Here is a 25,806-nt window from a genome sequence, read left to right as displayed (position 1 = left end):
TAAAATTTAGAAGCTAGCACGTAGCATTAAACCATAGGTTCTAGTTGCTGGCGATGTACCTGCATTAGAAACGTTATTGATCCAGTTAGAACCACCTGTCATTTGTTCAGGATCAATATCTTTGATCGATCTATAAATGAAGAATAGATTCCGTCCAAATGCTGAGAGCTGTATATTTTTTGCTTTTAATTTGGAAGCGACAGAAGCAGGTAGACGATAGCCTAGCGAAATCTCACGCATTTTTATGTAATTATTTTTTTGAACATAGAGTTCGTATCTCGATTGAGAGTATTGAGGACCTCCCCAATTGTAAGTGCCGTTATAGTAGGTCGCTTGAGAAATAATATTACTGTTGTTTGTTCCATCAGCAAGTTTTCCGTCCATCAACATACCATCATGGTAAACAGTTTCACCATTAGGTCCAGTATTGCCGCTCGTAGCGACTCCGATGATATTGCCACTTGCATCTTTTGTCTGATAGTAGCTTAGCCCACCGTGTGCCGCATCCATGTAATTCAAACTTTCTTCTGTTAGACCTCGGCTTGTCATCCAATTTATACCAGTTGGCATGACACTGCCTCCAAGTCTAAAATCCATTAAAACATCTAAATTGAAATTTTTATAGCTGAAGTTATTTATGAACCCACCTACTGCTTTTGGCATAGCATTACCGGCCTTTATCCAACGGTCTCCATCGATTTCATACATACCATTAGCAGATACGATTTTGTTGCCGTTTTCATCTGTTTTAATCGGACGAACCATAATATCACCCATAGATTGTCCTACGTTGGCTACAAGCTGAGCAGCATTACCATCATAATCTCTCAATAATAATGTTCCCGTATTGCCTGGCAATTCTTTGACGACATTTTTATTCATAGAGAAATTTAACGTAGTAGACCATTTGAAATTCTCTTTTTGAATCGGTGTTCCATTGATTGCAAACTCCCAACCTGTATTTCTTAGTGTACCCACATTGGCAAGAATAGAGTTGGAACCTGTGCTTATTGGTAATGTATAATTTAAAATTTGATCTTTGATCAAGCCATTATAATAGGTAATGTCAAACCCTAATCGCCCATTCAACATTCTGGTTTCCAGACCAAATTCTACCTCATTTTTAGTTTCTGGTTTGATGTTTTCATTTCCAAATTCTGTTGTCGGCACTGTTGTGTAGATAACAGATGCACCACCGTCAACTTGTGATCCCAAAGTCTTTTGTGTGTAAGACAATGCGCTCTTATAAATATCCGGATAGTTACCTACAATTCCCCAAGAACCACGAAGCTTTGCATAGTTGAAAAACTCTGGTAAATGGAAAGCATCAGAAAGAATCAAACTTGAATTTACTGACGGGTAATAAAGCACATTATTATCTGGGCGCATGGTTGAAATCCGTTCTCTACGTAATGTTCCTTCCACATTCCAAAATTCCTTTAGATTGAAATTGACAGTTCCAAATAATGCATCTCTTAGCATGCGATTTCTATAATTGTACTTGTCGTTTCTCGTTGCTAAATTTAGAGTTGCATTGACATCATACCAGTTTCTCACCGTCAATCCACCCTCTGTTTGATTTTGAACATATACATCTTCCGACCTTGTAGCTGTATAACCGCCAACGACACCGATTTTAATGTCATTATTTATCTTTTTGTTATAAGTAGCTAATAAATCGGTATAATAGATGTTTGCATTTTGGTTTCCTAGTGAGAAAAATCCAGAGTTGCCAAATAATAACGGTTTTTCGTTAGGTTGCTTATCTTCAGTCTTTAAAGAGGTGACATCTGCTGAAACACGTGCTCGTAATGATAGATCATTAGTGACACTCCAGGTTGCAGTATAAGATCCAATTAAGCGATTTGAGTATTCATCATATTGTTTTGCTTTAGAATTCCAGACATATTCCAAAACATCGCCACGGTATCCATTATAACGTATATTTTCCGCTGGAGTTAGACTTTGAGCATCTGCTGCATCAATTACATATTTATATCCTAGGCTAGTCTGATATTTGCCAAAGTACCATTCCGGATTGTCAAATGTGGAAATCATCCCGCCAAAGTTGTTGATTAGACGGTCAGTCAAAAATGGTCTATTATGTGTATGCTGATTAATGAAATTTACGACAACGTCATTTTTGAAATTTTTCCACAATGTAAAACTTGCATTTAAATTTGCGATGTTTTTCTTATTATAAGATTCTAACGCAGTCATTTGGTTGTCTTGACGAGTCAAAGAGAACCTAATATTCGAGTTTTCTGATGTATTGCCAATTGCTAAATTGAAAATACTATTGTTAGGATTGTTAAAAAATTTATTATACGAGTTTTGAGCAGAGTATGGGCGAACTTTACCATCCCAAGAGATAATATCTTTACCATCAAATAAAGGACCGAAATTGACCGTTGAATTCATGACACCCCTATTGACACCATTGACAGCAAGATTAGCTCCATAATATTGAAACATATCGTCGGACTGCTTGTCATCTTGATAAGCTTTTGAATATCCAGGGCCCCTTACATTTTGAAAATTAGGTAAATAAGCTATTTGATCATGCGTGTATGTAGCATTGAAATCAATTGTAAATCCCTTTCCAGCTTTTCCGGATTTAGTTGTTACCAATACAACCCCGTTCATTGCTTCAGAGCCATATAAAGCTGCTGCAGATGCACCTTTTAAAATACTAATGTTTTCGATATCTTCTGGGTTAAGGTCTTCTAGACCATTTCCTCTAGCACGTTGGTCGCCCCAATAATCGGAATTATTGAAGGACGTTTGCCGCATGGGAACTCCGTCGATAATGACCAAAGGTTGTGAATTTCCGGTAATAGAGTTTGTGCCACGAATATTGATATTAATTCCGGAAGTTGCTCCACCTGGTGCTGCGGAAATGCGTACTCCTGGTGCCTTTCCATATAATGCTCCCGCGAAGTTTGGAGAACCAGTTTTTGTTAATTCTTTAGAATCAACTGTACTCATGGCATAACCAAGTTCCTTTGGAGCTCTTTTAATGCCCATAGCAGTAACCACAACCTCTTCCAGATTGGAAGCATCTTCTGTTAATTTGATGTTAAGCGTTTTTGAAGAACCAACAACTATTTCTTGGGACTTATATCCGACAATGGATATGCGTAAGACTTCACCTTGCGAAGCTTGAATTGTAAAAGAGCCATTGGCGGTTGTTTGCGTACCTCGTGTTGTTCCTTTTACAGAAACTGTTGCTCCGGAGACTGGTCCATTAGCATCTGAAACTATTCCAGAAATGCTTTGCTGCGCATAGAGTGACGTCGCACCGAAAAGTGTACATAACGCCAATCCCGCAGTTTTTTTGTAAAATAGACTCATGTTTTAGGTATTTGTGTAAAACGTTAGTTAATAATGTTTATAATGAATTTTTCTATGACTAATGCTGTCGTGCCGAGCTGTTGGGCTCTTTTGTGTAAATCTGAAATTTCAATACTCGTCTTTTTTGATATTTTTGGAATACTGTATTCATTAACTGCAACTTGGATATGAGGAGCGAGAATATAACCTATTTCTGCACCACGACCACTAATGATAATTTTGTTCGGATTGAGAATGTGGATTAAAGTTGATATGCCCTTTCCGAGTAAGTATCCAATTTTTCCGATATTGTTAATTGCCACTTGATCGCCAATCTGAACGGCTTCAATAAGAGCTTCAGCTTTGTTATCGTATTCCTTTATAAGTTTTTCATATATAGAATATTCTCCGTTCTTTATGTCTTTTTCAATATTCCGGATGGCCGCACTAATAGAAGCTTCCACTTCTAAGCAGCCTCTCTTACCACAAGAACATAAGGTTAGTTCATCCGAAAGAGGAATGTGACTGAATTCACCCGCAAACCCCGAAGTTCCTTTAAAGATATCGTCATTAATAAGAATACCTAACCCAACCCCCCAGTTAAGGTTAATGACGAGAGAGTGCGAAGAATCCTGTGCATTGCCAAATTTTTTTTCAGCCCAGGCAACACAGCGTGAATCGTTGTCGATTACTGCCGGGACGTTAAATTTGCGTTCAATATGTTCCTTTATGTTATATAATTGAGAATCACTATTATAGGATTCATTTAACCCCGTTTCGGAGTTGACAAATCCTGGCATGCTAATACCTATACCGATAACTTGTTTTAAATCAATATTATTTGAAGAAACAAAATGATCTATGGTCTCCAATATTATATTCGCCGCATTAGGCGCTCTGAGATCAATTGGGAGATTTTCTAATGATGAGAAAATTTTGCCTTGAAGGTTTGACAAAGTAATTGCTGTATAGAACTGATCGATAGATAGACTGATTATTATATAGCTTAAATCTTCGTTAAGCATATATTGCATAGCCTTTCTTCCCCCTGTAGATGCCGCATGGCCGTTTTCTACTACAATACTCTTTAAAAGAAGTTCGTTGATCTGTTTAGTAACAGATGGAATACTTCGGGAAAGTGAATTAGCGATGTCTGCAATCGGTTGCATTGGCCGATAGTACAAACTTCTTAAAATCTCTATGACCATTTCTACTTTAGCTTCGTTGTTGAGTAATTATTGTTTTTATTAGTGCTTTGTTTATGATATTGCCTGTTTTTAATATCATTGGTAGTTGGTACAAGTTCATCTGTTTACTTAATTCAGGTATGTTTGTAGATGAAATTTAAATCGTGTATTTTTAGTTTATAGCTAAAGATATAGATAGTTTGCTTTAAGTACCAAATTCTTTTTAAATTTTTTAAAAAGAATTTCATGGATACTTGATTTTTAAGATAATTAGGTAGTTCTTTTAGATTTTATAATAAGTGTGATTGTAACAAATATACCGATGAAAAATATTTTTAAATAAAAAAGTCGGCGCTAGGCCGACTTTTTATATTGCTGTTGAGACTACTTTTGTTTAGCCCACCATAGTGGTGTAAATACACCATCTGCTCCTCCTAATAAAGAAACCGCTTTATCATAATTTGCTTGGTCAGCATTTCTAAATGACGAAGGGTAGCTAGTCCTTTGTGGGAAGAAATCAACTTGGTTTTTTGTGTAATTTGCACTTGTCAATTGTGGCATTGTTGCGATGGCCGTTTCGACAGCTGGATTTTCAAAGAAAGGAAGCCCTAAACGACGTTGATCATTCCAAGCTTCAAGGCATAAGTATGGAAATGAGGCAATATATTTTTGAGTGATAATTTTCGTTAACTTATCATTTTTTATTGCTCCATTTTTATAGATTGTATTTTCAGGATACTTGATAGTGGTCGTTCCCGTAGCATTGGTATACCCGTCTTTGTATTTTACAGTAAATGTCGCTGCAGGTTCTGTAGTATGGTCATATTTTACTGAAGTGCCTACGCGGTTGTAGTTTTCAGATGCTAGATATTGACCAAGGTAAGATGATACTTCCCAATAATTAAAGTTTTCAGAAATGCCTTTTTCATAGGCAACTTTGTCAGAAATAGGAGTGTTCCAGCCTCTTAAAGCCGCTTCTGCAATCAAAAAATAACTTTCCCATGAAGCGAAGAATAAACGTTTTTGGGTACTTGTTCTGAACTTTTTGATCATGCCTGGAATACGACCATTTTGTGCTCTAAGCACAATATTCGACGATTTAGCCCCCCATGTACCTGATGTAAATGCATTCCATGTGTACGAAGTTTTGAAGTTTAGGGTTGTGCCGTCTGGCTTTTTGATTTGAGCATCCTGATTGTTAGCATCGGTCCAATATTGCGGGTCGGATGTATGACCTGGAATAAAGAATGCTTTATACGCTCTTGGATCCATTTTATTTGGAATCCCATCTAAGTAATAACCTTGGCTTGGGTCATTTGACATCGTAGAGAAATTATCCAGGTAACGGATACCATAATCGTCTTCGTTTTTGATTTTGCTTAAAACTTCGGTTTCCGTAAATTGATCAGCAGTTTTGATACCACCCAATCCGATAAATATATTGTTTAATGTAGCGGATAACAGTTGCGTATTCCATGAACGACTCATTACACCTGTTAATGGATCCCAACCGTCTTTTTCTTGTACGCCGAAATTTTGTGCCGCTGTTTCAATGTATTTATTCGTTTTAACTGCATCTTCAAATTCAGTTTTTGCTTTCGTTGCATCCACCTCTGATAAGCGCATTGCCAAACGCATACGCATTGAGTTCGCATAGCGAATCCAATTGTCCCATTTGAAACCATAAGCGGCATCATAGTTTTCAATGCCTGAATTGCTGACAGCTGGATCGATTTTCGATTGAGCATCTTTTAATTCAGTCAATAGATAATAATAAACGTCTTTTACAGAATCAAACTGTGGATTAACTCCTTGAAACCCTTTAGTCGGTATTGGTCCAAAATTGTCGCTCAACTCACTTAATAAGTATGCCCTCCATATTCTGGCCACTTGGATCATGTTTTGATTGTAAACTGCAGCAGTACCATTTTGTGTTTTCTTATCTGCAATTTCGATGGTTGCATTGGCATTATTCAACCAACCGGAAATACTCGACCAATAGAGTGAATTAAAGTCATCACTTTGTTGTCCTATATTGATAAAATTAAAGTATTGCTGGTGTGCAGCGGTTTTCCAGGAGTAAATAAATAAACGTTCAGCTAATCCGGGATCTTGTTGCGCTCCGATAATGGAGTTGTTTAAAAAATATTCTGGTTTGACTTGCTGGTCATTTGCAGCAGTTTGATCGATGTTGATATCCTCAAGTTTTGTACAGGAGGTGGCTGTGCTTCCTAATAATATTGCCAGCGCTATTTTTGATAGTGTATTTTTCATGATGATTCAGATTAGAAGCCAATAGATAGGTTTAAGAAATAAGAACGTGAGGTTGGAAATGATAAATTTTCAAAACCTACCGCATTTGAACTCATTGCATAGGTCGATTCTGGATCTACGCCATTTGCATAACTTTTTAGCATGGCTAAGTTATTGACTGATACACCTACTTTCGCATTTTTAACGATTGATGATTTCAACACATTCTTCGGAATGGAATAGTTTAATTGTAAATTTCTAATTCTAATATTGGTTGCATTATATAAGTTTTGCTCGGTAATACCTAAGTTACCACTAGCGCCAGAAACTGTAGTCCAGTAATCTTGTGGTGTGACTTCAACGGAGCTCTTTTCATAAGCACCATTCTTTAATATTACCCCGTCAACAACAAATTTGTCCCGATTTCCGTTAACAACTGTTTCTGCAGAAGAACCGCTGGCTTGTAGTGCGCGTTGTGTTCCCGAGAAGAATTTTCCGCCAAATCTACCATCGATTTGAAAGCTTAATCCGAAGTTTTTATAAGTGAAAGAGTTGGTGATACCAGCGAGGGCACGTGCAGTCTGATCACCTAGAAGCTCTGCTTCATTAGATTTCGCTTGTGGTAAACCTGTACCGCTTAGGATAAGTTGTCCATTATAAGGGCTGTTTGCATCTTCAACACGTAGAAATTTTGTCCCAAAAATAGCTCCGTATCTTTGATTTTCAGCTGCGTATATTGCGAAATTGTCGTAGCCGCCCAATGTCATACGTTTGGATTCTGGGTGTAATTCAAGAATTTTATTGAAATTGCGAGAAACATTGGCATTCAGATTCCATCTAAAATTCTCTTTTCTGATTACATCGGCGTTTAATGTAATTTCAAATCCCTCATTAAGAATATTACCTGCATTGGCTTTGAAAGCTCTGTATCCAGATAGGTTGTTCATTGGAATATCAATCAATTGATTGGTTGAGTTGTTTTTATAGTAGGTTAAATCCAAGCCAACTCGGTTGTTGAAAAATTTAGTCTCTAAACCTACTTCAATTGATTTTTGCAGTTCATTAACCACATTCTCATCATACAGAACATCTCGTTTGGATGCAGTTGTATTATTATTAGGATCATTACCAATAATATAAGTATTATATAATTGGTATGCGTCCATGTCGCGACCTGTTCTTGCATAAGATGCTCTCACCTTTGCAAAGTTGAACCAAGAAGGCATGCTTCCAGACTTATTGATCAGATCGGAGAGGACAAATGATGTACTTACAGATGGGTAAAAATAACTGTTATGATTTGGGTGTAAAGTAGATGTCCAGTCATTTCTTCCTGTGAAACTAACATACCAAATATTATCATAATTGATGTCAATGTTACCATAAATGGAATTAATCTGTTTTCTATTGATACTTTCAGTAATACCCGGATTGCCAATATTGTTACCAATAGTAAATAGATTAGGTACCCTTAAATTGCCCGCACTAGCGCTTAAGGAAGTACGGCTACGGTCCATGATCTGTCCATAAATTGCGGCACTACCACCCCATTTACCGAAAAGATTGTCTTTTCTTGCCTGTAAACTTGCGATATAATTGTTCTCATAAAACTTGTCTGTACCTGTGCCATACGAATTGTTTATATGAGACCCTGTATATGTTTTATCTTCGTATTTCGTCGAATAGTTATCAGAACCCACACGTACATCAGCACTTAACCAGTCATTAAAATCGTATTTTACAGTAGCGTTCATCAAATAACGATCACGGGTATCACGACTTAATTTATTGTTAGCCGCCCAATATGGGTTAATTCCTGAATCTTCCAAATACCAACTTTGTTTCACACCCAATTCATCCATTCCAGGTTTAAATTGCGTAATGTCCAAACTTCTTGGGAAAGTTAACAACTGTGAATAATAATTACCACCATTCACACCACCAACTGCACGATTATAGGCCATATTGCGCATGTATTGTACCTTTACGTCAGTAGTCCACTGATTGCGCTGACCAAATTTGGCATTTACTCTATTAATTAAATTTAGGCGGTTTAGTTTTTGGCCGGGAGATTTGCTGTTATCATGCAAATAAGTCGCTGACGAATATACATTGACTTTTTCGGAAACTGCCTGTTGAAAATTGATGTTTTGGGTGGTATTGAATCCTGTTTTGAAGAAATTACCGATATTATCGTAGGCTTTTAAATTTGTTTTCGAACCATTCCATAACTCAACTTCCTGCCCAGTTATTTTCTCACCCCACGATCCTGTGGCTAATTTGCCGTATACTCCGCCATCGCCTTGAGAGAAGTCACTCTGTAGCTTTGGCGTCATAAAGATGTTTTCAATACCGGTAATGGTCGAATAGGAAATTCCCACACCGTCTTTTGCTTTACCACTTTTGGTTGTAATCAAAATAACACCGTTAGAAGCGCGTGATCCATAAAGCGCGGAAGCAGCGCCACCTTTCAAGACAGACATGCTCTCGATATCTTCCGGATTTAAGTCGCCTAATCCACTTCCCATATCAGCTGATGGATTCCAGAAATCATTATTTTTGGCTCCCGCAAAATTGTCCATAGGTACTCCATCAACAACAATTAACGGTTGGTTGTCACCAGTAATGGAATTGAATCCGCGAAGAATAATTTTTGAAGATGATGAAGGACCGTTTGAGCCTTTAACAACTTGAAGACTAGAGACCTTACCTGCAAGTGCATTTGCAATGTTATTTTCTCTGGCATCCGTCAATGCAGTACCTTGTATATCTTGAAATGAATAACCAAGACTTCTCTTTTCGCGCTTAACTCCCATAGCTGTTACAACAACTTCTCCTAACGTGGATTCATCGTTTGTCAAGGTTACATTAATCGTTTTAGTCGTTCCAACCACAATTTCCTGAGGTTTATAGCCTATTAAGGAGATACGTAATGTTTCGCCTTGTGCAGCTTGTATATTAAATGCCCCACTTGCAGTCGACTGGGTAGCTCTATTTGTTCCTTTTACGGAAATAGTAGCACCTGCAATTGGCCCCTTGGCATCTGAAACTGTTCCAGAAATGCCTTGCTGTGCAAATAGCGATGTTGCACTGAAGAGTGTGCACAAAGCTAATCCAGCTGTTTTTTTGTAGAATAGACTCATTTTTAAGTGTTTAATTTATAAATAATTATTTAGTTAGGATTCTGTTGATATGGTTTTCCACGACAATAGCGGCAGTGCCCTTTATTTGGGCGTGTTTGTTTAATTCCGACATTTGAATCTGTGTTGTTTTTGCAATTTCAGGGATACAAAACTCATTTATGGCAATTTGTATTTGTGGATTCAGAATACGGCCCAATTCTGCTCCTCGGCCGCTGACAATGATCTGTTTTGGATTAAGAATATGGATGAGCGTTGAAATGCCTTTACCTAGCATGTAACCTATTTTTCCGATGTTATTAATTGCGATCTGGTCTCCAACATGAGTAGCTTCAATCAGTGCATCAATTTTGTTTAGGTTGCTCTTTACAAACGTACTATAAATTGAATATTCGTTGTTTTGAATATCGTTTTCCGTACTTCTGATAGCCGCATCCAATGATGCTTCAACTTCTAGGCATCCACGTTTACCACAGGAGCATAAGGTGTTATTGTCCGAAAGAGGGATATGACTAAATTCTCCAGCAAAACCTGATTCTCCCTTAAAAACAGCTCCATTAATGATAATTCCCAATCCAACCCCCCAGTTTAGATTGATAATGAGTGAGTGATCAACGTCTTTCGCAGCCCCGAATTCTTTTTCTGCAATTGCTATGCAACGAGAATCATTCTCTATGATTGTTGTCAGTTTATATTTTTTTTCAATCCTACTTTTTATCTCATATAAGGGATGCGTATTGAGATAGGATTCATTGACTCCTAATTCTGAATTAACAAAACCAGGCATGCTAATTCCGATACCTATGATCCGATCTAATGAAATCGTTGAAGACACTAAAATTCGGTCAATTTCGGACAAAAGGAGCTCTGAAGATGCCTCAGAAGTTAAGTCTAAAGGAATATCCCTATGCTCTAATATTGTCTTTTGATTCAAATCTGTAACTGTACATGTCGAAAAATGCTGATCACAAGAGATTGTCAATATATAGAAATCCAAGGATGGGTTAAGCGCAAATTGGATAGGGCGTCTTCCGCCAGTAGATTCTGCAAACCCACATTCAATAATGATCTTTTCTTCCATAAGACGATTGATCACTTTGGTAATAGATGGGGTACTTTTCGAAAGTTTTTTTACCAACTCTGCTATGGACAGTGTTGAATCAAAATATAGGTTCTTCAGTATATCTTTTTCCATTGGTATTTGAGACAATTCATAAAGTTGGTTAAACTTTTGTTAAAGATATATTAAAAGAAAAGTAAGTTCCAAATACTTTTTAAATAATTTTAAAAAGTATCCCTTTTTGACTTATAATTCGATGCAATCGTTTGTTATTGTAACAATCTTACTGCTGGTTATTCCTGTTTGTGCCATTATATTGTGAATTAGGCATAAAAATGAATAACAAATACCTTATATTTACCTCTTAATTATAGTATCTGATTATGAAACAACGCTATTACTCCTTGGATGTCTTTCGTGGAGCTACTGTGGCACTGATGATTATGGTGAATAATCCGGGCACATGGGCTCATATGTTTGCGCCGCTAAAACATGCAGAATGGCATGGATGTTCACCTACAGACTTGGTTTTTCCTTTTTTTCTTTTCGCAGTAGGTAATGCCATGTCTTTTGTTATACCTCGTTTACAGGAGGCGGGACCTGCAGTATTTTGGCAAAAAGTAATTAAACGGACGATCTTGATTTTTGCGATTGGACTTTTCATCAATTGGTGGCCTTTTGTGAAATGGGATGGTGCGGAGCTGGTTTTTAAGCAATGGGTGGACGGAACGGATCCGAGCAGAGGAATTCGGATTTTCGGTGTACTCCAACGTATTGCAGTTGCTTATTGTTTTGCTTCGATTTTAGCTTATTATTTTAAAGAAAAAACGATTATCTGGATCTCGGCAATCATATTGTTGTTATATTGGGCGATTTGTGCAATAGCTGGAGGAGCAGATCCTTATAGCTTAGCAGGCTGGTTCGGTACAAAGTATGATATTGCCATTTTGGGTTTACCGCATGTTTACAAAGGTGAAGGGGTACCGTTTGACCCTGAAGGCCTGATGAGTACCTTGCCAACGATTGTACAGGTGATTTTTGGCTATTTAGTTGGTGCATTTATTAAAAAACAAGGCCAGGTGGATTGGTTGTGGACGAAGGTGCCAGCGTCTAATGAGCCCCATTTTAAATTATTGGCAGGGATGTTTGTGACCGGTTTTATTTTGGTCGTATTGGCTTGGATATGGGCCTTGGGTTTTCCGATCAACAAAAAAATATGGACGAGTTCCTATGTGCTCTATACAACAGGTTTGGCAACCATGACGCTAGGTGGTATGATCTGGTTTATTGAAGTGCAGGGTGTCAAAAATAAATTAACGCAGTTTTTTGATGTTTTTGGTAAAAATCCGTTATTCATCTTTGTATTGAGCGGTATTCTACCACGCTTTTTGGGATTGTTCCGTATTCCTGATGGTGTAAAAGAAGATGGTACACAAAAATACCTCGACGCTTTTGCCTGGTTTTATAAATACGTATGTGCGAAAATCCCTGGAATACCGGAGATAGGTTCTTTTGTTTATTCACTATGTTTCTTAACGTTGATGTGGGTAATCTGCTATTGGTTGGATAAGAAAAAGATCTACGTAAAGGTATAAAACATGTCGGAATCTCTGATTGTTAAATTATTTTGTCACTCAAAGATTTTTGCTATCTTTGCAGCCAATTAATAAAATTTTTAACGCTTTAATATTATTCAGGAAATGTATTTAAGTAAAGAGTACAAAGCTGATATCTTCGCAGAGTTTGCTGGATCAGCTACAAACACAGGATCTACTGAAGGTCAAGTTGCTTTATTCACTAAGAGAATTGCTCACTTAACTGAGCACTTGAAAAAAAACAGAAAAGATTTCGGTACACAACGTGCCCTACAAATGTTGGTAGGTAAACGTCGTTCATTATTAGCTTATCTTTACAAAAAAGATATCAACCGTTACCGTGCGATCATTAAAGGTCTAGGTTTACGTGATATTATCAAATAAGCTTTAATACAAAGGTGTTAAGAAGCCATCCAAATTTTTTGGATGGCTTTTTTGTTGTGCTTTTCAGAGACCGGCACGTTGTCTGATTTTGTGCCTAAAAAGGCATAGGCTGTTCGGCTTATCTTCGGCAGTTGTTCGGAACTGCTTTGGTCTTGCTTTGGGACAGGGGATGGATAGCGTCGCCTCTTGTTCGGTTGTTTTTTGGCTGCTGTTCGGCGTATAGGCGAGCAACAGCCGAAGCGTAGCCGAAGTAGGGGCGAAGCAGCCCCGACTCTGTCCAGACGCTGTCTCGACCCGTTTCCGGAGCATTTCCGAAGACTGTTGGGACTCGAGGGGACTTGAAGGGATTCGAAGGGACTTTAAGGCACTTTGAGGTAGTTATTGGTTTATAGACTGAAGCTATCTGTTCCTGTATTCCGATTGTTTGATGATTTAGCCTGCCGTTAATTGCATTAATATTAATATTTTAATTTACCTTTGTGCTGAAATCTAATGTATTTAAAATATTGGCATGCTGCCAACAAGATGAAAAGCATGTCGCAAACAAGATTAAATGAATTACAACGAAATTAAAACAACCATCGATATGGGTAATGGCACCCAGATCGAATTGTCTACAGGTAAATTGGCAAAACAAGCCGATGGCGCTGTAGTATTAAAACAAGGTGATACGATGTTGCTTGCAACTGTCGTTTCAGCTAAAGAAGCTAAATCTGGCGTTGATTTTTTACCTCTTTCAGTAGATTATCAAGAAAAATATGCAGCAACAGGCCGTATTCCAGGAGGTTTCTTACGTCGTGAAGCTAGACTATCGGATTATGAGGTCTTGATCTCCCGTTTGGTAGACCGTGCATTACGTCCTTTGTTCCCTGAAAACTATCACGCAGATACACAAGTGGCAATTAGCTTGATCTCTGCAGATAAAGATATTATGCCTGACGCTTTAGCAGGTTTGGCAGCTTCTGCAGCTATTGCGGTTTCTGATATTCCTTTCAATGGACCAATTTCCGAAGTTCGCGTTGCGAAGATTGACGGTCAATTGGTGATCAATCCAAAATTATCTGAACTTGAAAAAGCAACTTTAGAATTTATCGTTGCTGGTTCAGCGCAAGATATCGGTATGGTTGAAGGTGAAGCGAAAGAAATTTCTGAAGCGGAAATGGTCGAAGCAATTGCTTTTGCTCATGAAGCTATCAAAAAACAAGTTGCGGCTCAGGTAGAATTGGCCAACTTAGTAGGCAAAACGGTTAAACGTGAGTATAACCATGAGCCTGAAAATCTTGAATTAAGAGATTCAATCTTTGCTGCTACCTACGATAAAGTATACGCAATCGCAAAATCAGCTTCTGCCAAACATGACCGCTCTCAGAATTTTGCAAAGATTGCAGAAGAATACAGAGCAACAATGCCAGAGGAATTGGATGATGATACGGCATTTTTATTCAAAAAATATTTCCACGATGTTCAGTATGATGCTGTTCGTAACCTTGTCTTGGATGAAGGAATTCGTCTAGATGGTCGTAACGTACGTACAGTTCGTCCAATATGGTCAGAAGTAGATTACTTGCCTGCAGCACACGGTTCGGCAGTATTTACACGTGGAGAAACACAATCATTGACTTCGGTTACTTTAGGTGCAAAAGATGATGAGCAAATGATCGATGGTGCTTTTATCAACGGTTATAACAAATTTATTCTTCACTACAACTTCCCTGCATTCTCTACAGGTGAGGTAAGACCTAATAGAGGTCCAGGTCGTCGTGAAGTTGGTCACGGTAACTTGGCTATGCGCTCATTGAAACAGGTACTTCCTGCAGACAGCGAAAATCCATATACAATCCGCGTTGTTTCTGATATCTTAGAATCAAATGGTTCATCTTCTATGGCAACTGTATGTGCTGGTACATTAGCACTTTTAGACGCTGGGGTGAAATTGAAGGCGCCAGTTTCAGGTATTGCTATGGGATTGATTTCTGATGAGAAAACAGGTAAATACGCGATCTTATCGGATATCTTAGGTGATGAAGATCATTTAGGTGATATGGACTTTAAAGTAACTGGTACTGAAAAAGGTATCGTTGCTTGTCAAATGGACCTAAAAATCAATGGTTTGAAATGGGAAGTGTTGACGCAAGCCTTAGATCAAGCTAAAGAAGCGCGTTTACACATCTTAGGTGAGATGAAGAAAACAATTTCTGCTCCACGTGAAGACTACAAACCACACGCACCTCGTATCGTTCAATTGTTGATCGATAAAGAATTTATTGGTGCTGTAATCGGACCAGGTGGTAAAATTATCCAAGAGATGCAACGTGAGACCGGTGCTACAATTTCGATCGAAGAAGTTGATAACAAAGGTGTTGTTCAAGTATTCGCAGATAATAAAGCCGCTATCGATGATGCAGTAGGTCGTATTAAAGCAATCGCTTCTAAACCAGAAATTGGTGAAACTTACGAAGGTAAAGTGAAATCAATTATGCCATTCGGTGCTTTCGTTGAAATCATGCCTGGTAAAGATGGTTTATTGCACATCTCTGAAATCGACTGGAAACGTCTAGAAACAATGGACGGTATCTTCAAAGAGGGTGATAAAGTAACAGTTAAATTGTTGGATATCGACAAACAAGGTAAAATGAAGCTTTCTCGTAAAGCGTTATTGCCTCGTCCGCCGAAAGAAGACAAGCCAAAGCAAGATAAACCTGCTGGCGAAGCTCCTGTAGCTGGTGCTGGCCAAGAATAAGTTTATTCTTTAAATGATATGAAAAGCCCGCTTTAAGTGGGCTTTTTTTATGGAAAATAAAACTTAGGTGCATCTTTATTTTATGAAAAGTATACTTCGTTTGTTTCTGTTTAAACCTGGTCAGATTTTGGTGTTTGTCCTCATGCATGTTTCAGTTTATGGTCAGCGGTCTTATGGGGATAAATTCCATGAGCTGTCTGCCACTGTACAGCATTATGCACATAAAAATAATATGATCTTGCCCAAGGGGCGTTATGAGTTTTATAAACTGGATCGTGCCATTTTGTGGCCCTATAAACAGGATTTATTTTGGCCTCTTAATAGGTTAATCTTAAAGGATAAAGCGATCAGAGATTCAATGACAGACGAGCTTTACATTAATTTTGATCGGGAATATAACCGCTTTGTGATGGATGTGTATGAAAGCCCTTATAAATTTAACGAGGCGAGACCATTTGAAGCACTTTTCGTGCAGGGCTCATTCAGAGGCGGGATGTCACCACTTGTGGAGCGTTTGTCCAAGTTTTTATTGGATCATCAAGGACGCTGGGGCCTCAATCTGTCTTCTTTTACCTTATATATGGATCGTGAGCTTAGTGCTGTGCCTTTAGCATACGATGGCGAGCCAGAAGTAGTGGAATTGCTTAAGCAATTTTTTGAGGAGGCCAAAATTCCCCATAAACCTGGTATTTACTATGGGAATCCAATGTATTGTTCGTATCGATTTGACTGGATGGCTAATAAAAATAAAGAGATTACGCTCGATTGCACCGCATGTAAAGACTATTTTAATATACTGGTTAGTGAAACGAAGTTATATGCGCTGGGCGGGACTTGGAATAGCTTGGATGGACAAATGTATTTTTTTTATGATCGGAAAAATAGCTGGAAACAGTTTGCTGCCCGACGGGACGTCAAACGAATTTTGGATTTTTTAAATGAAGAGGCTGCTGTTAATCTATTCAAGCTACACCATGCTAGTAAAAGATTTAGTGGTGATTATTGGCTGGATGTCGTAGTGCTGAAATAGGGGAGTAGTAAGGTAATATGTAAAGCGGAAAACAAATCAGGCTGTCAATTCGACAGCCTAATTTGTTCTTTTATAACATGATAACACCTTTTATCTTCGCTACTTCCTTGTAGAAGTAGATTACCTGATCGGCGTCTTTTACATTCAAGTTTACCGTAATTGAAGTATACTTACCTGTTTTGGAATCCTTAAAATCAAACTGAGCACCGGTGTCATCAAATACGCTCTGGATTTGATTGAAGTGGTCCTGATCTTTTGGTAAGATAAATTTATACGTATAGTCCTTTGGAAATGTTTCTAAGTCTTCTAAGCGCTCTTTAAAAGTTTCATAGAAGTCTTTTGGATTATCACCTCCGTCAGGGATATCTTGTATATTGATGTTTTTGTAATCTGCCATGTTTTGTTTCTCCTTAAATATGTTATAAGGTATTAACAAATATTAATCCATTAATGTTTTACTGACAATTTTTCAGTTAATTATTGTCAATGCTCGAAGGCCAATCGGCTTTATTTTTACCAAAGTTTTTGTTCGGCGTAGCACTCATTTCGATTTCCATCTGTCCACCTTCTAAAAGTTGCGCATGTGTAATGAATGTTTTAGCATAAGGCTTACCATTCAATTTGATCGATTTGATGTATTGATTTGATTTACCTTGATTTTTAACCTCGATTGCCAATGTTTTGCCATTTGGTAAGTTGATGTTCGCATGCTGCATCATCGGGGAACCGAATACATAAACGCCGCTCATGGCATTTAACGGATAGAAGCCCATTGCTGAAAATACATACCATGCGCTCATTTGGCCGACATCGTCATTTCCACAAAGACCTGCAGGGCTGTTTGTGTAGAACTCTGTCATAGCCTTACGAACTAAGGCTGCACCTTTCCAAGGTTGTCCAGCGTAAGCATATAAGTAAGGGATATGGTGATTTGGTTCGTTACCTTGCGCATATTGGCCGATTAGTCCTGAAATATCCGGAGAGGCTTCACCGCCAAGATCTGACGACATGGTTGTGAAATAATCCAGTTTTTTCAAAAATTTATCTTCACCACCGAAAAGATTGATCAGACCTTTGACATCTTGCGGTACTAACCAGGTATATTGCCATGCATTTCCTTCGCAGTAGTCATTTTCGCGGTGTTTGGCCATTAATGGGTCGAAAGGTCTGCGGAACTCGCCATTGGCTTTTTTACCGACGAAATGACCTACTTCTTTGTCAAAATACTGCTCGTATAGTTTGTAGCGTTTTTTGAAATAGGCAGCGTCTTCTGTTTTACCTAATTTTTCGGCAATTTTATAAGCACCAAAGTCAGCGATCGCATACTCTAATGCCCATGCTACAGACTCATTTGGCATGCTGTCGATAGGAATGTAGGTCAGTTCACGCGCATATTTCAGGCCATGGTCATTACCCATCGCTGTGGTCTTAACAGCTTCCCAGACCAATGGATAATCTTTCTCGTCAATAATTCCTTTTAAGAAGGCATCTGCAATCACTGGAATCGCAGGTAGGCCCACCATGGTATTGGTTTCATTGCCTTGTAAGTGCCACATTGGTAATTTACCTTGTTGTTGATAGATCGCCAACATCGTCTTGATAAAATCCTGGTTGATTTTACGATCCTCCAAGATGGTCATCAACGGGTGAAGCCCACGGTAGGTGTCCCAAAGCGAAAATACCGTATGGTTGACAAAATCCTGTTTCTCGTATACTTGTTTGTCAGTTCCTAAATAATCGCCATTTGCATCGTTAAAGATGGTAGGAGCGAAGTAGGTATGGTATAATGCCGTATAGAAGATGGTCTTCGTATCTTTGTCGGCTTCAAATTGAATCTTATTTAAGGTTTTGTTCCAACGTTGATCCGCTTCTTGCTTCACTTTTTCAAAATTCCAGTTTGGAATTTCTGCATTGATATTGTTTAGTGCATTGGTCGAGCTTACGGGAGAAATACCGACTTTAAGTTCGATGGTTTTGTTTTTAACAGCATCGAAGAATAAAGCCGCCTTGATCGCCTGTCCTTTAAATGTTGTTTGGCCTAGTTTTTCTTCTTTACCGTCGAAAAATCTTACTTTTTGTATCGGCTGGGAAGTTCTGATCGCAAAGTATAATTTTTGATCAGTGGCCCATCCTGTTGAAAAACGGTAACCAACAAAAGTGGAGTCGTTTACCTGTTTGATGTAGGTATCTGTCGGTTTATCCCAATTGATATGGTAACCTAAGTCAACTAAAATATGTGCATTGTCTGTCTTTTCATAGCGATATTGATGATAGCCAACACGTTCGGTTGCCGTCAAATTAGCTTGTACCTGATAGTTATCCAAATAAGCACTATAGAATCCCGGCTTGGCTACCTCATTTTCCTTTTTGAAGGAAGAACCATAACCTGTATTCATTTTGTTGAATTCTGCAGGTGTCAATTGTAATTTTCCGTTAGCAGGAACGATCATCAGGTCGTTGAGGTCGCCAATACCTGTACCACTTAGGTGGGTATGGGTAAAACCCAGAATTTCCTGGCTTTTGTAATTGTATCCACTACACCAATCCCATCCATTGAACTTATCCCAGATCTGTGGAATTTGAGTAGGACCTAATTGCACTGCACCTAATGGTACATTGGCACCAACGAAGACGTGCCCATGGTCTGCAGATCCGATGAAGGGGTTGACATATTGTGTAAGATTTTGCTGGGCTTGCACACAAAATGGCAAAATTATTGTGCCCAACACTGTTTTGAGTAGTTTATTTCCTGTCATAGGTTTTGTTCGGGTATTTGAAAACTGCTTAAAATTAGTAAATAAAACCTTTTAGCGCAATTTTATTATTATTTTAGTAAATTGTCGTTAAATTTTTTACTTTAGTAATCTTCGAAATAAAAAACTTAACAAACCTACTACTACTACATGAAGAAACGTATTCTGATCAGTGATATCGCAAAGGCGTTGGGGATTTCTGTAACTACTGTGTCCTTTATTTTGAATGATAAGGCAAAAGAAAAGCGTATTAGTGAGGCTTTGACTAAGCGTGTGCTGGATTATGTCAAAAAGGTAGGGTATAAGCCGAATGAATTGGCAAAAAGTCTCCGTACCGGAAAGACGAAGATTCTGGGTTTGATTATCGAAGATATTTCCAATCCTTTTTTTGGGAATATAGCACGTCTGATCGAAAGTAAGGTTTATGAGCAGGGCTATCGTATTATTTATTGTAGTACCAACAATGATGTGGAAAAGGCGAAGGAGTTAATCCAGATGTTTTACGATCGGCAGGTAGATGGTTTTATTATTACGCCTTCCGATGGTTTAGAGGATACCGTAAAGCAGTTACAGCAGAACAATATTCCGGTGGTGCTCTTCGACCGTTATTTTCCTGCCCTCGAAACAGATTATGTTGGCGCAGACAATTTTCAGGGGGCCCTTGATGCCAGCAATCATTTGTGTCAACAAGGCTATAGACGTATCGGATTTGTATCGCTCTATTCGGATCAGACCCAAATGAAAGAACGTTCAGATGGCTATATGAAAGCCATGGATAATAATAAGCAGCAAAGTTTTATTCAAAAGATCCAGATGGATGCCTCAGATGAGGAAGCGATGGAATCTTTGCGAGAGTTTATCTGTGAAAATAGACTGGATGCCGTTTTGTTTTCAACAAACTATTTGGCTATCTCGGGCTTAAAAGCTTCCAAGAAATTTAACTTCGCTATGCCTGCGGTGATCGCTTTCGATGACCATACTGTTTTTAAGCTGGTAGAACCTTCTATTACCGTTGTTTCGCAGCCGATAAAAGATATTGCTGACAACCTGATCAATATTCTCCTGCTTCGTCTTCAGGGCAAAATAAAAGCAACACGTAAAATGGTGTTGCCTTGTGAACTGAAAGTTCGTGAGTCTACGAAAGCAAAAGCTACGGTGTAGGGTCCGCGACAAATTTCATAGAAATGGAATTGACGCAGTGACGCGTATTTTTTGTCGTAAAGCCTTCTCCAAGGAATACATGACCGAGATGCGCGCCACATGCGCTGCATAAGATTTCGGTACGTCGGCCGTCTGCATCTGTACTGCGTGTAATGGCTCCGGGAATCTCGTCATCAAAACTTGGCCACCCACATCCAGATTCAAATTTTGATTCGGAGCGATATAAAGGACTGTCACAGCGACGGCAGATATAAGTTCCCCTGACTTTATTGTCTAAAAGCTCTCCGGTAAAAGGACGCTCGGTTCCCTTATGTATAATAATGTATTCTTCCTCTTTACTTAGCGGGTTGTATTTTTTGTTTGTTTCCATTGCAGTCGTTTAATTAAGTTTTTATTATGGCCATGATAAGAACTGTCCGGGTAAGAGCAATTATATTTATTCCCTTTCACTAAAAGATCAGTTTCCTGATTCCTTCATTATAGACAAAGGCTTGATCAAAGCCGAGATTGAATTCATTTGATAAAGTTACGGAAATAAAGGTGAAAAATGTTTTTTGTCTCTATCGGGAGCTTCGATTTTGGGTATTTTAAATTGTCATGGAATTGTCTTATATTTGAGTAGCTATCCAAATGAAAAGTTGTAGCGATGGAACTACTTTAGTAGCTTAAAGCGGTTTTTATTCTTGTTTAAACGCATTTGTTTAGAATGATTATAAATTGATATTAAAGGTCACAAAATTGTCAGCGATTTGTTAATAAATCATACTTTTGTGGCATTGTTAAGGGGGTAGTGGCTCCTTTAACCATGGGAGTTAATTTTTTACATTCACAAATAAATAGTATAAAGTGCTAAATATGAGAACTATCTCATCCGTTTTGGGAAGCCTTGCGAGGGTGGTGTCAACGAGTTTGATGCTATTATTTGCCGTTACGACGTTGCATGCGCAAGATGTCAAGGAAGGTGAAAAAATCTTCAAATCTAAGTGTACATCCTGTCACGCCATTGACAGAAAAGTGGTTGGTCCTGCTTTGAAGGGGATTCCAGAGACGAAAGACGAAGCTTGGTTAATCAAGTGGATCAAGAACTCTCAGGCTTTAATTGCGTCTGGCGATGCTGAAGCTGTTAAAATCTTCGAAGAGAACAACAAGCTTGTGATGACTTCTTTTACTGATTTGTCTGACGATCAGATTAAGTCGGTATTAGCGTATATCACAGATGCTTCTAAGGAGAAACCAAAAGAGGCTGCTGCTGGTGGTGCTGGAGCTAAAGATGATAACGCGTCTATGTTCATGATTTTGGGCTTGATCGCAATTGTTGTTTTGGCTGTTGTGGTTATCGTGGTGTTGAATCGTGTGATCCGTACCTTAGAAAATGTTATTGCTAAAAACCAAGAAGCTATTGCTGCGCAACAAGAGCCAGAAGATAGCCAACGTTTTGTGAAGTTTGCGAAAGCATTCGTTAAAAACAAAAAGTTGGTTGGCTTTACGGTCTTAATGTTAGTTGCATTATTAGCTGTCGGTGGTTGGAAAACGATGTGGAACGTTGGTGTTCACCAAGGCTATCAGCCAGTTCAACCAATTAAGTTCTCTCACCAAATCCACGCCGGTGTTAACAAAATTGAGTGTCAATACTGTCACGGTGGAGCATTTAAATCTAAAAATGCGTCTATTCCATCGGCCAACGTATGTATGAACTGTCACAATACAATCACTGCTTCAGAGCATTATGATGGTGAGATTTCTCCGGAAATTGCTAAAATCTATCGTGCATTGGATTGGAATCCGGATACGCGTACTTACGGTAACAATCCAAAACCAATTCAATGGGTTCGTATCCACAACTTGCCTGACTTTGCTTACTTCAACCACTCACAACACGTTGTGGTAGCTGGTGTTGAGTGTCAGACTTGTCACGGTCCTATTCAAAATATGGAAGAAGTATACCAATATTCTCCATTGACGATGAAATGGTGTGTTGATTGTCACAAAAAGACAGATATCAAATCGGATAACAAATACTATGAAGATCTGATTAAAGCACACGAAAGAATTAAGAAAGGTGAGAAAATGACTGCAGCCATGATCGGTGGTCTTGAGTGTGGTAAATGTCACTATTAATAATTATTTGAAATACGCAATCTTATATACAGCTTAAATGGATAGCAATAAAAAATATTGGAAAGGTTTGGAAGAGTTAAATCAAACTCCTGCTTTCGTTGAAGGAAGCAAGGGTGAGTTTGCCGAATCTATTCCTGTAGAAGATGTATTAAACGAAGCTGGCCTGAGTACAAAAACTCCGCGCCGTGACTTTTTGAAAGCATTAGGATTTGGTTTGGGTGCTGTTTCTTTAGCGGCTTGTAACCGTACTCCTGTGCATAAGGCAGTTCCTTATTTGATTAAACCTGAAGAGGTAACTCCAGGTATCCCTAACTATTATGCTTCGACGTTCAACGGTCAAAGTATCTTAGTTAAAACTCGTGAAGGTCGTCCGATCAATGTTGAGCCTAACCCGAATGCAATTGGTTTGAACCAAGGTTTGGATTCAACAACTGCTGCTTCTGTATTGGATTTATATGATGAGTCCAAATTGAAACAGGCACAATTGAAAGGTCAAGATGTGGAGTGGTCTAAATTGGATGGGGAAGTTGTTAAAGCTTTGAATGCAGCAGCATCTTCTGGTAAACAAATTACGATCGTTTCTAACACTGTAAACAGTCCTTCTACATTGGCGGCTATCGCTGCTTTCGCAACGAAATTCCCAACAGTTAACCATGTACAATACGATGCTGTATCTTACAGCGGTATTATCGAGGCGAATAAAGCTTCATTTGGTAAAGCAGTTGTGCCTTCATACAATTTTGAAAAAGCAAATGTGATTGTTTCTGTTGCAGCTGATTTCTTAGGAACTTGGTTGGCAGGTGAGGAGCATACACAGCAATACGCTAAAAACCGTGATTATAAATCGTTGAAAAACGGGAAAATGTCACGTCACGTGCAGTTTGAGTCTGGTCTTTCGATGACGGGTACAAATGCGGATGCACGTATCGCCATTAAACCTTCGGAAGAAGGTGCTACAGTGATTGCTTTATATAATGCAATCACTGGTCAATCTTTGGCTGGTGCTACCGCAAACAAAAAAGCACAAAAAGGTGTCGCTCTAGCGGCGAAAGAATTAGTGAACAGCAAAGGCGCAGCTGTTGTTGTTGCTGGTTCTAACGATGTCAATGTACAGGTATTGGTTAATGCAATTAACGTTGCATTAGGCGCTTACGGTACAATCATCGATTTGGATAACTATTCTAAACAATACCAAGGTTCGGATTCTTCGTTCCAAGCTTTCTTAGCTGCTGCGAAATCAGGTCAAGTAGGTGTTGCGTTCTTCTTGAATAGCAATCCAGTATATGACTACTTTAAAGCAGAAGATGTAAAAGCAGCATTGAAACAAGTTCCTTTCACCTTATCGTTTTCGCAACGTGCGGATGAAACGGCTTCTGAATTGACTGCGATCGCTCCGGCAAGTACTTTCTTGGAATCTTGGGGTGATGCGAATCCAAAAGAAGGATTGTTCTCTATCGTTCAACCAACAATCAATCCTGTTTTCAAAACACGTCAAGTTGAACAAAGCTTGTTGACTTGGGCAGGAAATGATACAGATATGTACAACTTTGTTAAGAACTTGTGGACTACACAAATCTTAGCTGGTTCTACGAAAAACTGGGATGCTGTATTGCAAACTGGTTTTGAATATAAAGGTGCTAAAGTGGCAACAGCTCCTGCGTTTACAGGAAATGCTGCAGCAGCTGCTTCGGCAATTGAAGCATCAAGCAAAGCGATTACAGGTGAGTTTGAATTGAAACTTTATGAGCCAGCAGGTCTTCGTGACGGTCGCTACGCAAACAACGCTTACTTACAAGAGTTGCCTGACCCGGTTTCTAAAGTAACTTGGGATAACTATGCTGCGCTTAACCCGAAAGATGCTGAGAAATTAGGTTTGGGTGAAGACGGTAAAGTAACTGTAAAAGCAAATGGTGTTGAATTGGAATTACCTGTTGTACAACAACCGGGTCAAGCCCAAGGAACAGTTTCAGTTGCTGTAGGTTACGGTCGTACAAAAGTTGGTAAAGCAGGTAATGAAGTTGGTAAAAACGCATTCCCATTTGCTTCTATCATCAATGGTACAGTACAAGGTGTTGCTAAAGCAACTGTAGCGAAAGCCTCTGGTACTTATCAATTGGCACAAACACAGACACACCACACGATCGAAGGTCGTAACGTTATTCGTGAGACTACTTTTGCGAAATATTTGAAAGATCCTAACTCTGAGGCAGGACGCTTTACAGATAATCACAAAACATACGATTTGTGGAACAAATATGAGCAACCTGGTCACAAATGGGTGATGGCGATCGACTTGAACGCATGTACTGGTTGTGGTGCTTGTATCGTTGCTTGTAACGTTGAAAATAATATTCCTGTTGTAGGTCGTGATGAGGTTCGTCGTCGTCGTGAAATGCATTGGTTACGTATTGACCGTTACTATACAATCGAAGGAAAAGATCAAGATCTTACAAAAGAGAAAGAAATTGCGAGAGCTTCGGCTGATTTAGATTTCGAAGATATCACTGTTGTTCACCAACCGATGTTGTGTCAACACTGTGGTCACGCACCTTGTGAAACGGTTTGTCCAGTATTGGCAACAGTACACTCTTCAGAAGGTTTGAACCACATGGCATATAACCGTTGTTTCGGTACACGTTACTGTGCGAATAACTGTCCTTTCAAAGTTCGTCGTTTCAACTGGTTTGCATACTGGAATGATTCACGTTTTGACAACTACTTGAACAATGAGTTCACACAATTGGTCTTGAATCCAGATGTTGTTACTCGTTCACGTGGGGTAATGGAAAAATGTTCAATGTGTATCCAACGTATTCAAGCAGGTAAATTACAAGCTAAGATTCAAAATCGCAAAGTTAAAGATGGCGATATCCAAATGGCTTGTCAACAAGCATGTTCTGCCAATGCAATCATTTTTGGAGATGCAAATGATCCAGAATCAGAAGTATCTAAAGCATTACGCAACGAGCGTGTTTATTACGTACTTGAGGAAATCAATGTTCAACCGGGTATCGGTTATATGACAAAAGTTAGAAACACTTTTGAGGCGTAA

General features: G+C 38.8%; 15 protein-coding genes. 7 read left to right on the top strand and 8 right to left on the bottom strand.

Going from position 1 to position 25,806, the window contains the following annotated elements; translation table 11 throughout:
• Positions 1-6 precede the first annotated feature (6 nt).
• From B3C94_RS15425 to B3C94_RS15405, 5 genes are all read right to left on the bottom strand, one after another.
• On the bottom strand, positions 7-3,354 hold the full coding sequence (locus tag B3C94_RS15425) for a SusC/RagA family TonB-linked outer membrane protein (RefSeq protein WP_293905190.1): 3,348 nt from the start codon (positions 3,352-3,354) through the stop codon (positions 7-9).
• A gap of 23 nt (positions 3,355-3,377) precedes the next feature.
• Positions 3,378-4,502 carry an ROK family protein gene (locus tag B3C94_RS15420; RefSeq protein ID WP_293905188.1) on the bottom strand — a complete coding sequence of 375 codons (1,125 nt, stop codon included), beginning with the start codon at positions 4,500-4,502 and terminating at the stop codon, positions 3,378-3,380.
• A gap of 402 nt (positions 4,503-4,904) precedes the next feature.
• Entirely contained in the window at positions 4,905-6,794 is a 1,890-nt protein-coding gene (locus B3C94_RS15415) for a SusD/RagB family nutrient-binding outer membrane lipoprotein (protein WP_293905186.1), read from the bottom strand.
• Between the two features lie 11 nt (positions 6,795-6,805).
• Positions 6,806-9,916 carry a SusC/RagA family TonB-linked outer membrane protein gene (locus B3C94_RS15410; protein ID WP_293905184.1) on the bottom strand — a complete coding sequence of 1,037 codons (3,111 nt, stop codon included), beginning with the start codon at positions 9,914-9,916 and terminating at the stop codon, positions 6,806-6,808.
• Positions 9,917-9,941: 25 nt separating this feature from the next.
• The gene (locus tag B3C94_RS15405) at positions 9,942-11,108 is read right to left on the bottom strand and encodes an ROK family protein (protein WP_293905182.1); all 1,167 of its coding nucleotides are present in this window, start codon (positions 11,106-11,108) and stop codon (positions 9,942-9,944) included.
• Positions 11,109-11,356: 248 nt separating this feature from the next.
• Here B3C94_RS15405 and B3C94_RS15400 point away from each other — a divergent pair, with 248 nt between their 5' ends.
• From B3C94_RS15400 to B3C94_RS15385, 4 genes are all read left to right on the top strand, one after another.
• Positions 11,357-12,568: an acyltransferase family protein gene (locus B3C94_RS15400; protein ID WP_293905180.1), complete on the top strand. Its 1,212-nt coding sequence runs from the start codon at positions 11,357-11,359 to the stop codon at positions 12,566-12,568.
• Positions 12,569-12,673: 105 nt separating this feature from the next.
• Positions 12,674-12,952 (top strand): 30S ribosomal protein S15, encoded by a 279-nt coding sequence (rpsO, locus tag B3C94_RS15395; protein WP_046674145.1) that lies wholly within the window; start codon positions 12,674-12,676, stop codon positions 12,950-12,952.
• A 553-nt stretch (positions 12,953-13,505) separates the two neighbouring features.
• Positions 13,506-15,692 carry a polyribonucleotide nucleotidyltransferase gene (gene pnp / locus B3C94_RS15390; protein ID WP_293905177.1) on the top strand — a complete coding sequence of 729 codons (2,187 nt, stop codon included), beginning with the start codon at positions 13,506-13,508 and terminating at the stop codon, positions 15,690-15,692.
• Positions 15,693-15,774: 82 nt separating this feature from the next.
• A complete protein-coding gene (locus B3C94_RS15385) occupies positions 15,775-16,722 on the top strand; it encodes a hypothetical protein (protein WP_293905175.1) in 948 nt (315 codons plus the stop codon).
• 70 nt (positions 16,723-16,792) lie between these two features.
• Here the strand turns inward: B3C94_RS15385 and B3C94_RS15380 are convergent, their stop codons facing one another.
• On the bottom strand, positions 16,793-17,119 hold the full coding sequence (locus B3C94_RS15380; RefSeq protein ID WP_070563528.1) for a DUF493 domain-containing protein: 327 nt from the start codon (positions 17,117-17,119) through the stop codon (positions 16,793-16,795).
• A 76-nt stretch (positions 17,120-17,195) separates the two neighbouring features.
• The gene (locus B3C94_RS15375) at positions 17,196-19,478 is read right to left on the bottom strand and encodes a GH92 family glycosyl hydrolase (RefSeq protein ID WP_293905171.1); all 2,283 of its coding nucleotides are present in this window, start codon (positions 19,476-19,478) and stop codon (positions 17,196-17,198) included.
• Between the two features lie 147 nt (positions 19,479-19,625).
• Here B3C94_RS15375 and B3C94_RS15370 point away from each other — a divergent pair, with 147 nt between their 5' ends.
• Positions 19,626-20,636, top strand: a complete 1,011-nt coding sequence (locus B3C94_RS15370) for a LacI family DNA-binding transcriptional regulator (RefSeq protein ID WP_293905169.1) — start codon at positions 19,626-19,628, stop codon at positions 20,634-20,636.
• Here B3C94_RS15370 and B3C94_RS15365 read toward each other — a convergent pair.
• Positions 20,626-21,006: a methionine-R-sulfoxide reductase gene (locus tag B3C94_RS15365; protein ID WP_293905167.1), complete on the bottom strand. Its 381-nt coding sequence runs from the start codon at positions 21,004-21,006 to the stop codon at positions 20,626-20,628. The two genes, B3C94_RS15370 and B3C94_RS15365, sit on opposite strands and share 11 nt — an antisense overlap.
• Before the next feature lie 485 nt (positions 21,007-21,491).
• On the opposite strand from B3C94_RS15365, the gene B3C94_RS15360 reads away from it, so the two are divergent.
• On the top strand, positions 21,492-22,754 hold the full coding sequence (locus B3C94_RS15360) for a cytochrome c3 family protein (RefSeq protein ID WP_293905165.1): 1,263 nt from the start codon (positions 21,492-21,494) through the stop codon (positions 22,752-22,754).
• A 37-nt stretch (positions 22,755-22,791) separates the two neighbouring features.
• A complete protein-coding gene (locus B3C94_RS15355) occupies positions 22,792-25,806 on the top strand; it encodes a TAT-variant-translocated molybdopterin oxidoreductase (RefSeq protein WP_293905163.1) in 3,015 nt (1,004 codons plus the stop codon).

Source organism: Sphingobacterium sp. UBA5670 (assembly GCF_002420705.1).
Taxonomy (GTDB): Bacteria; Bacteroidota; Bacteroidia; order Sphingobacteriales; family Sphingobacteriaceae; genus Sphingobacterium.
This window is presented reverse-complemented; position numbering and strand designations above follow the sequence as displayed.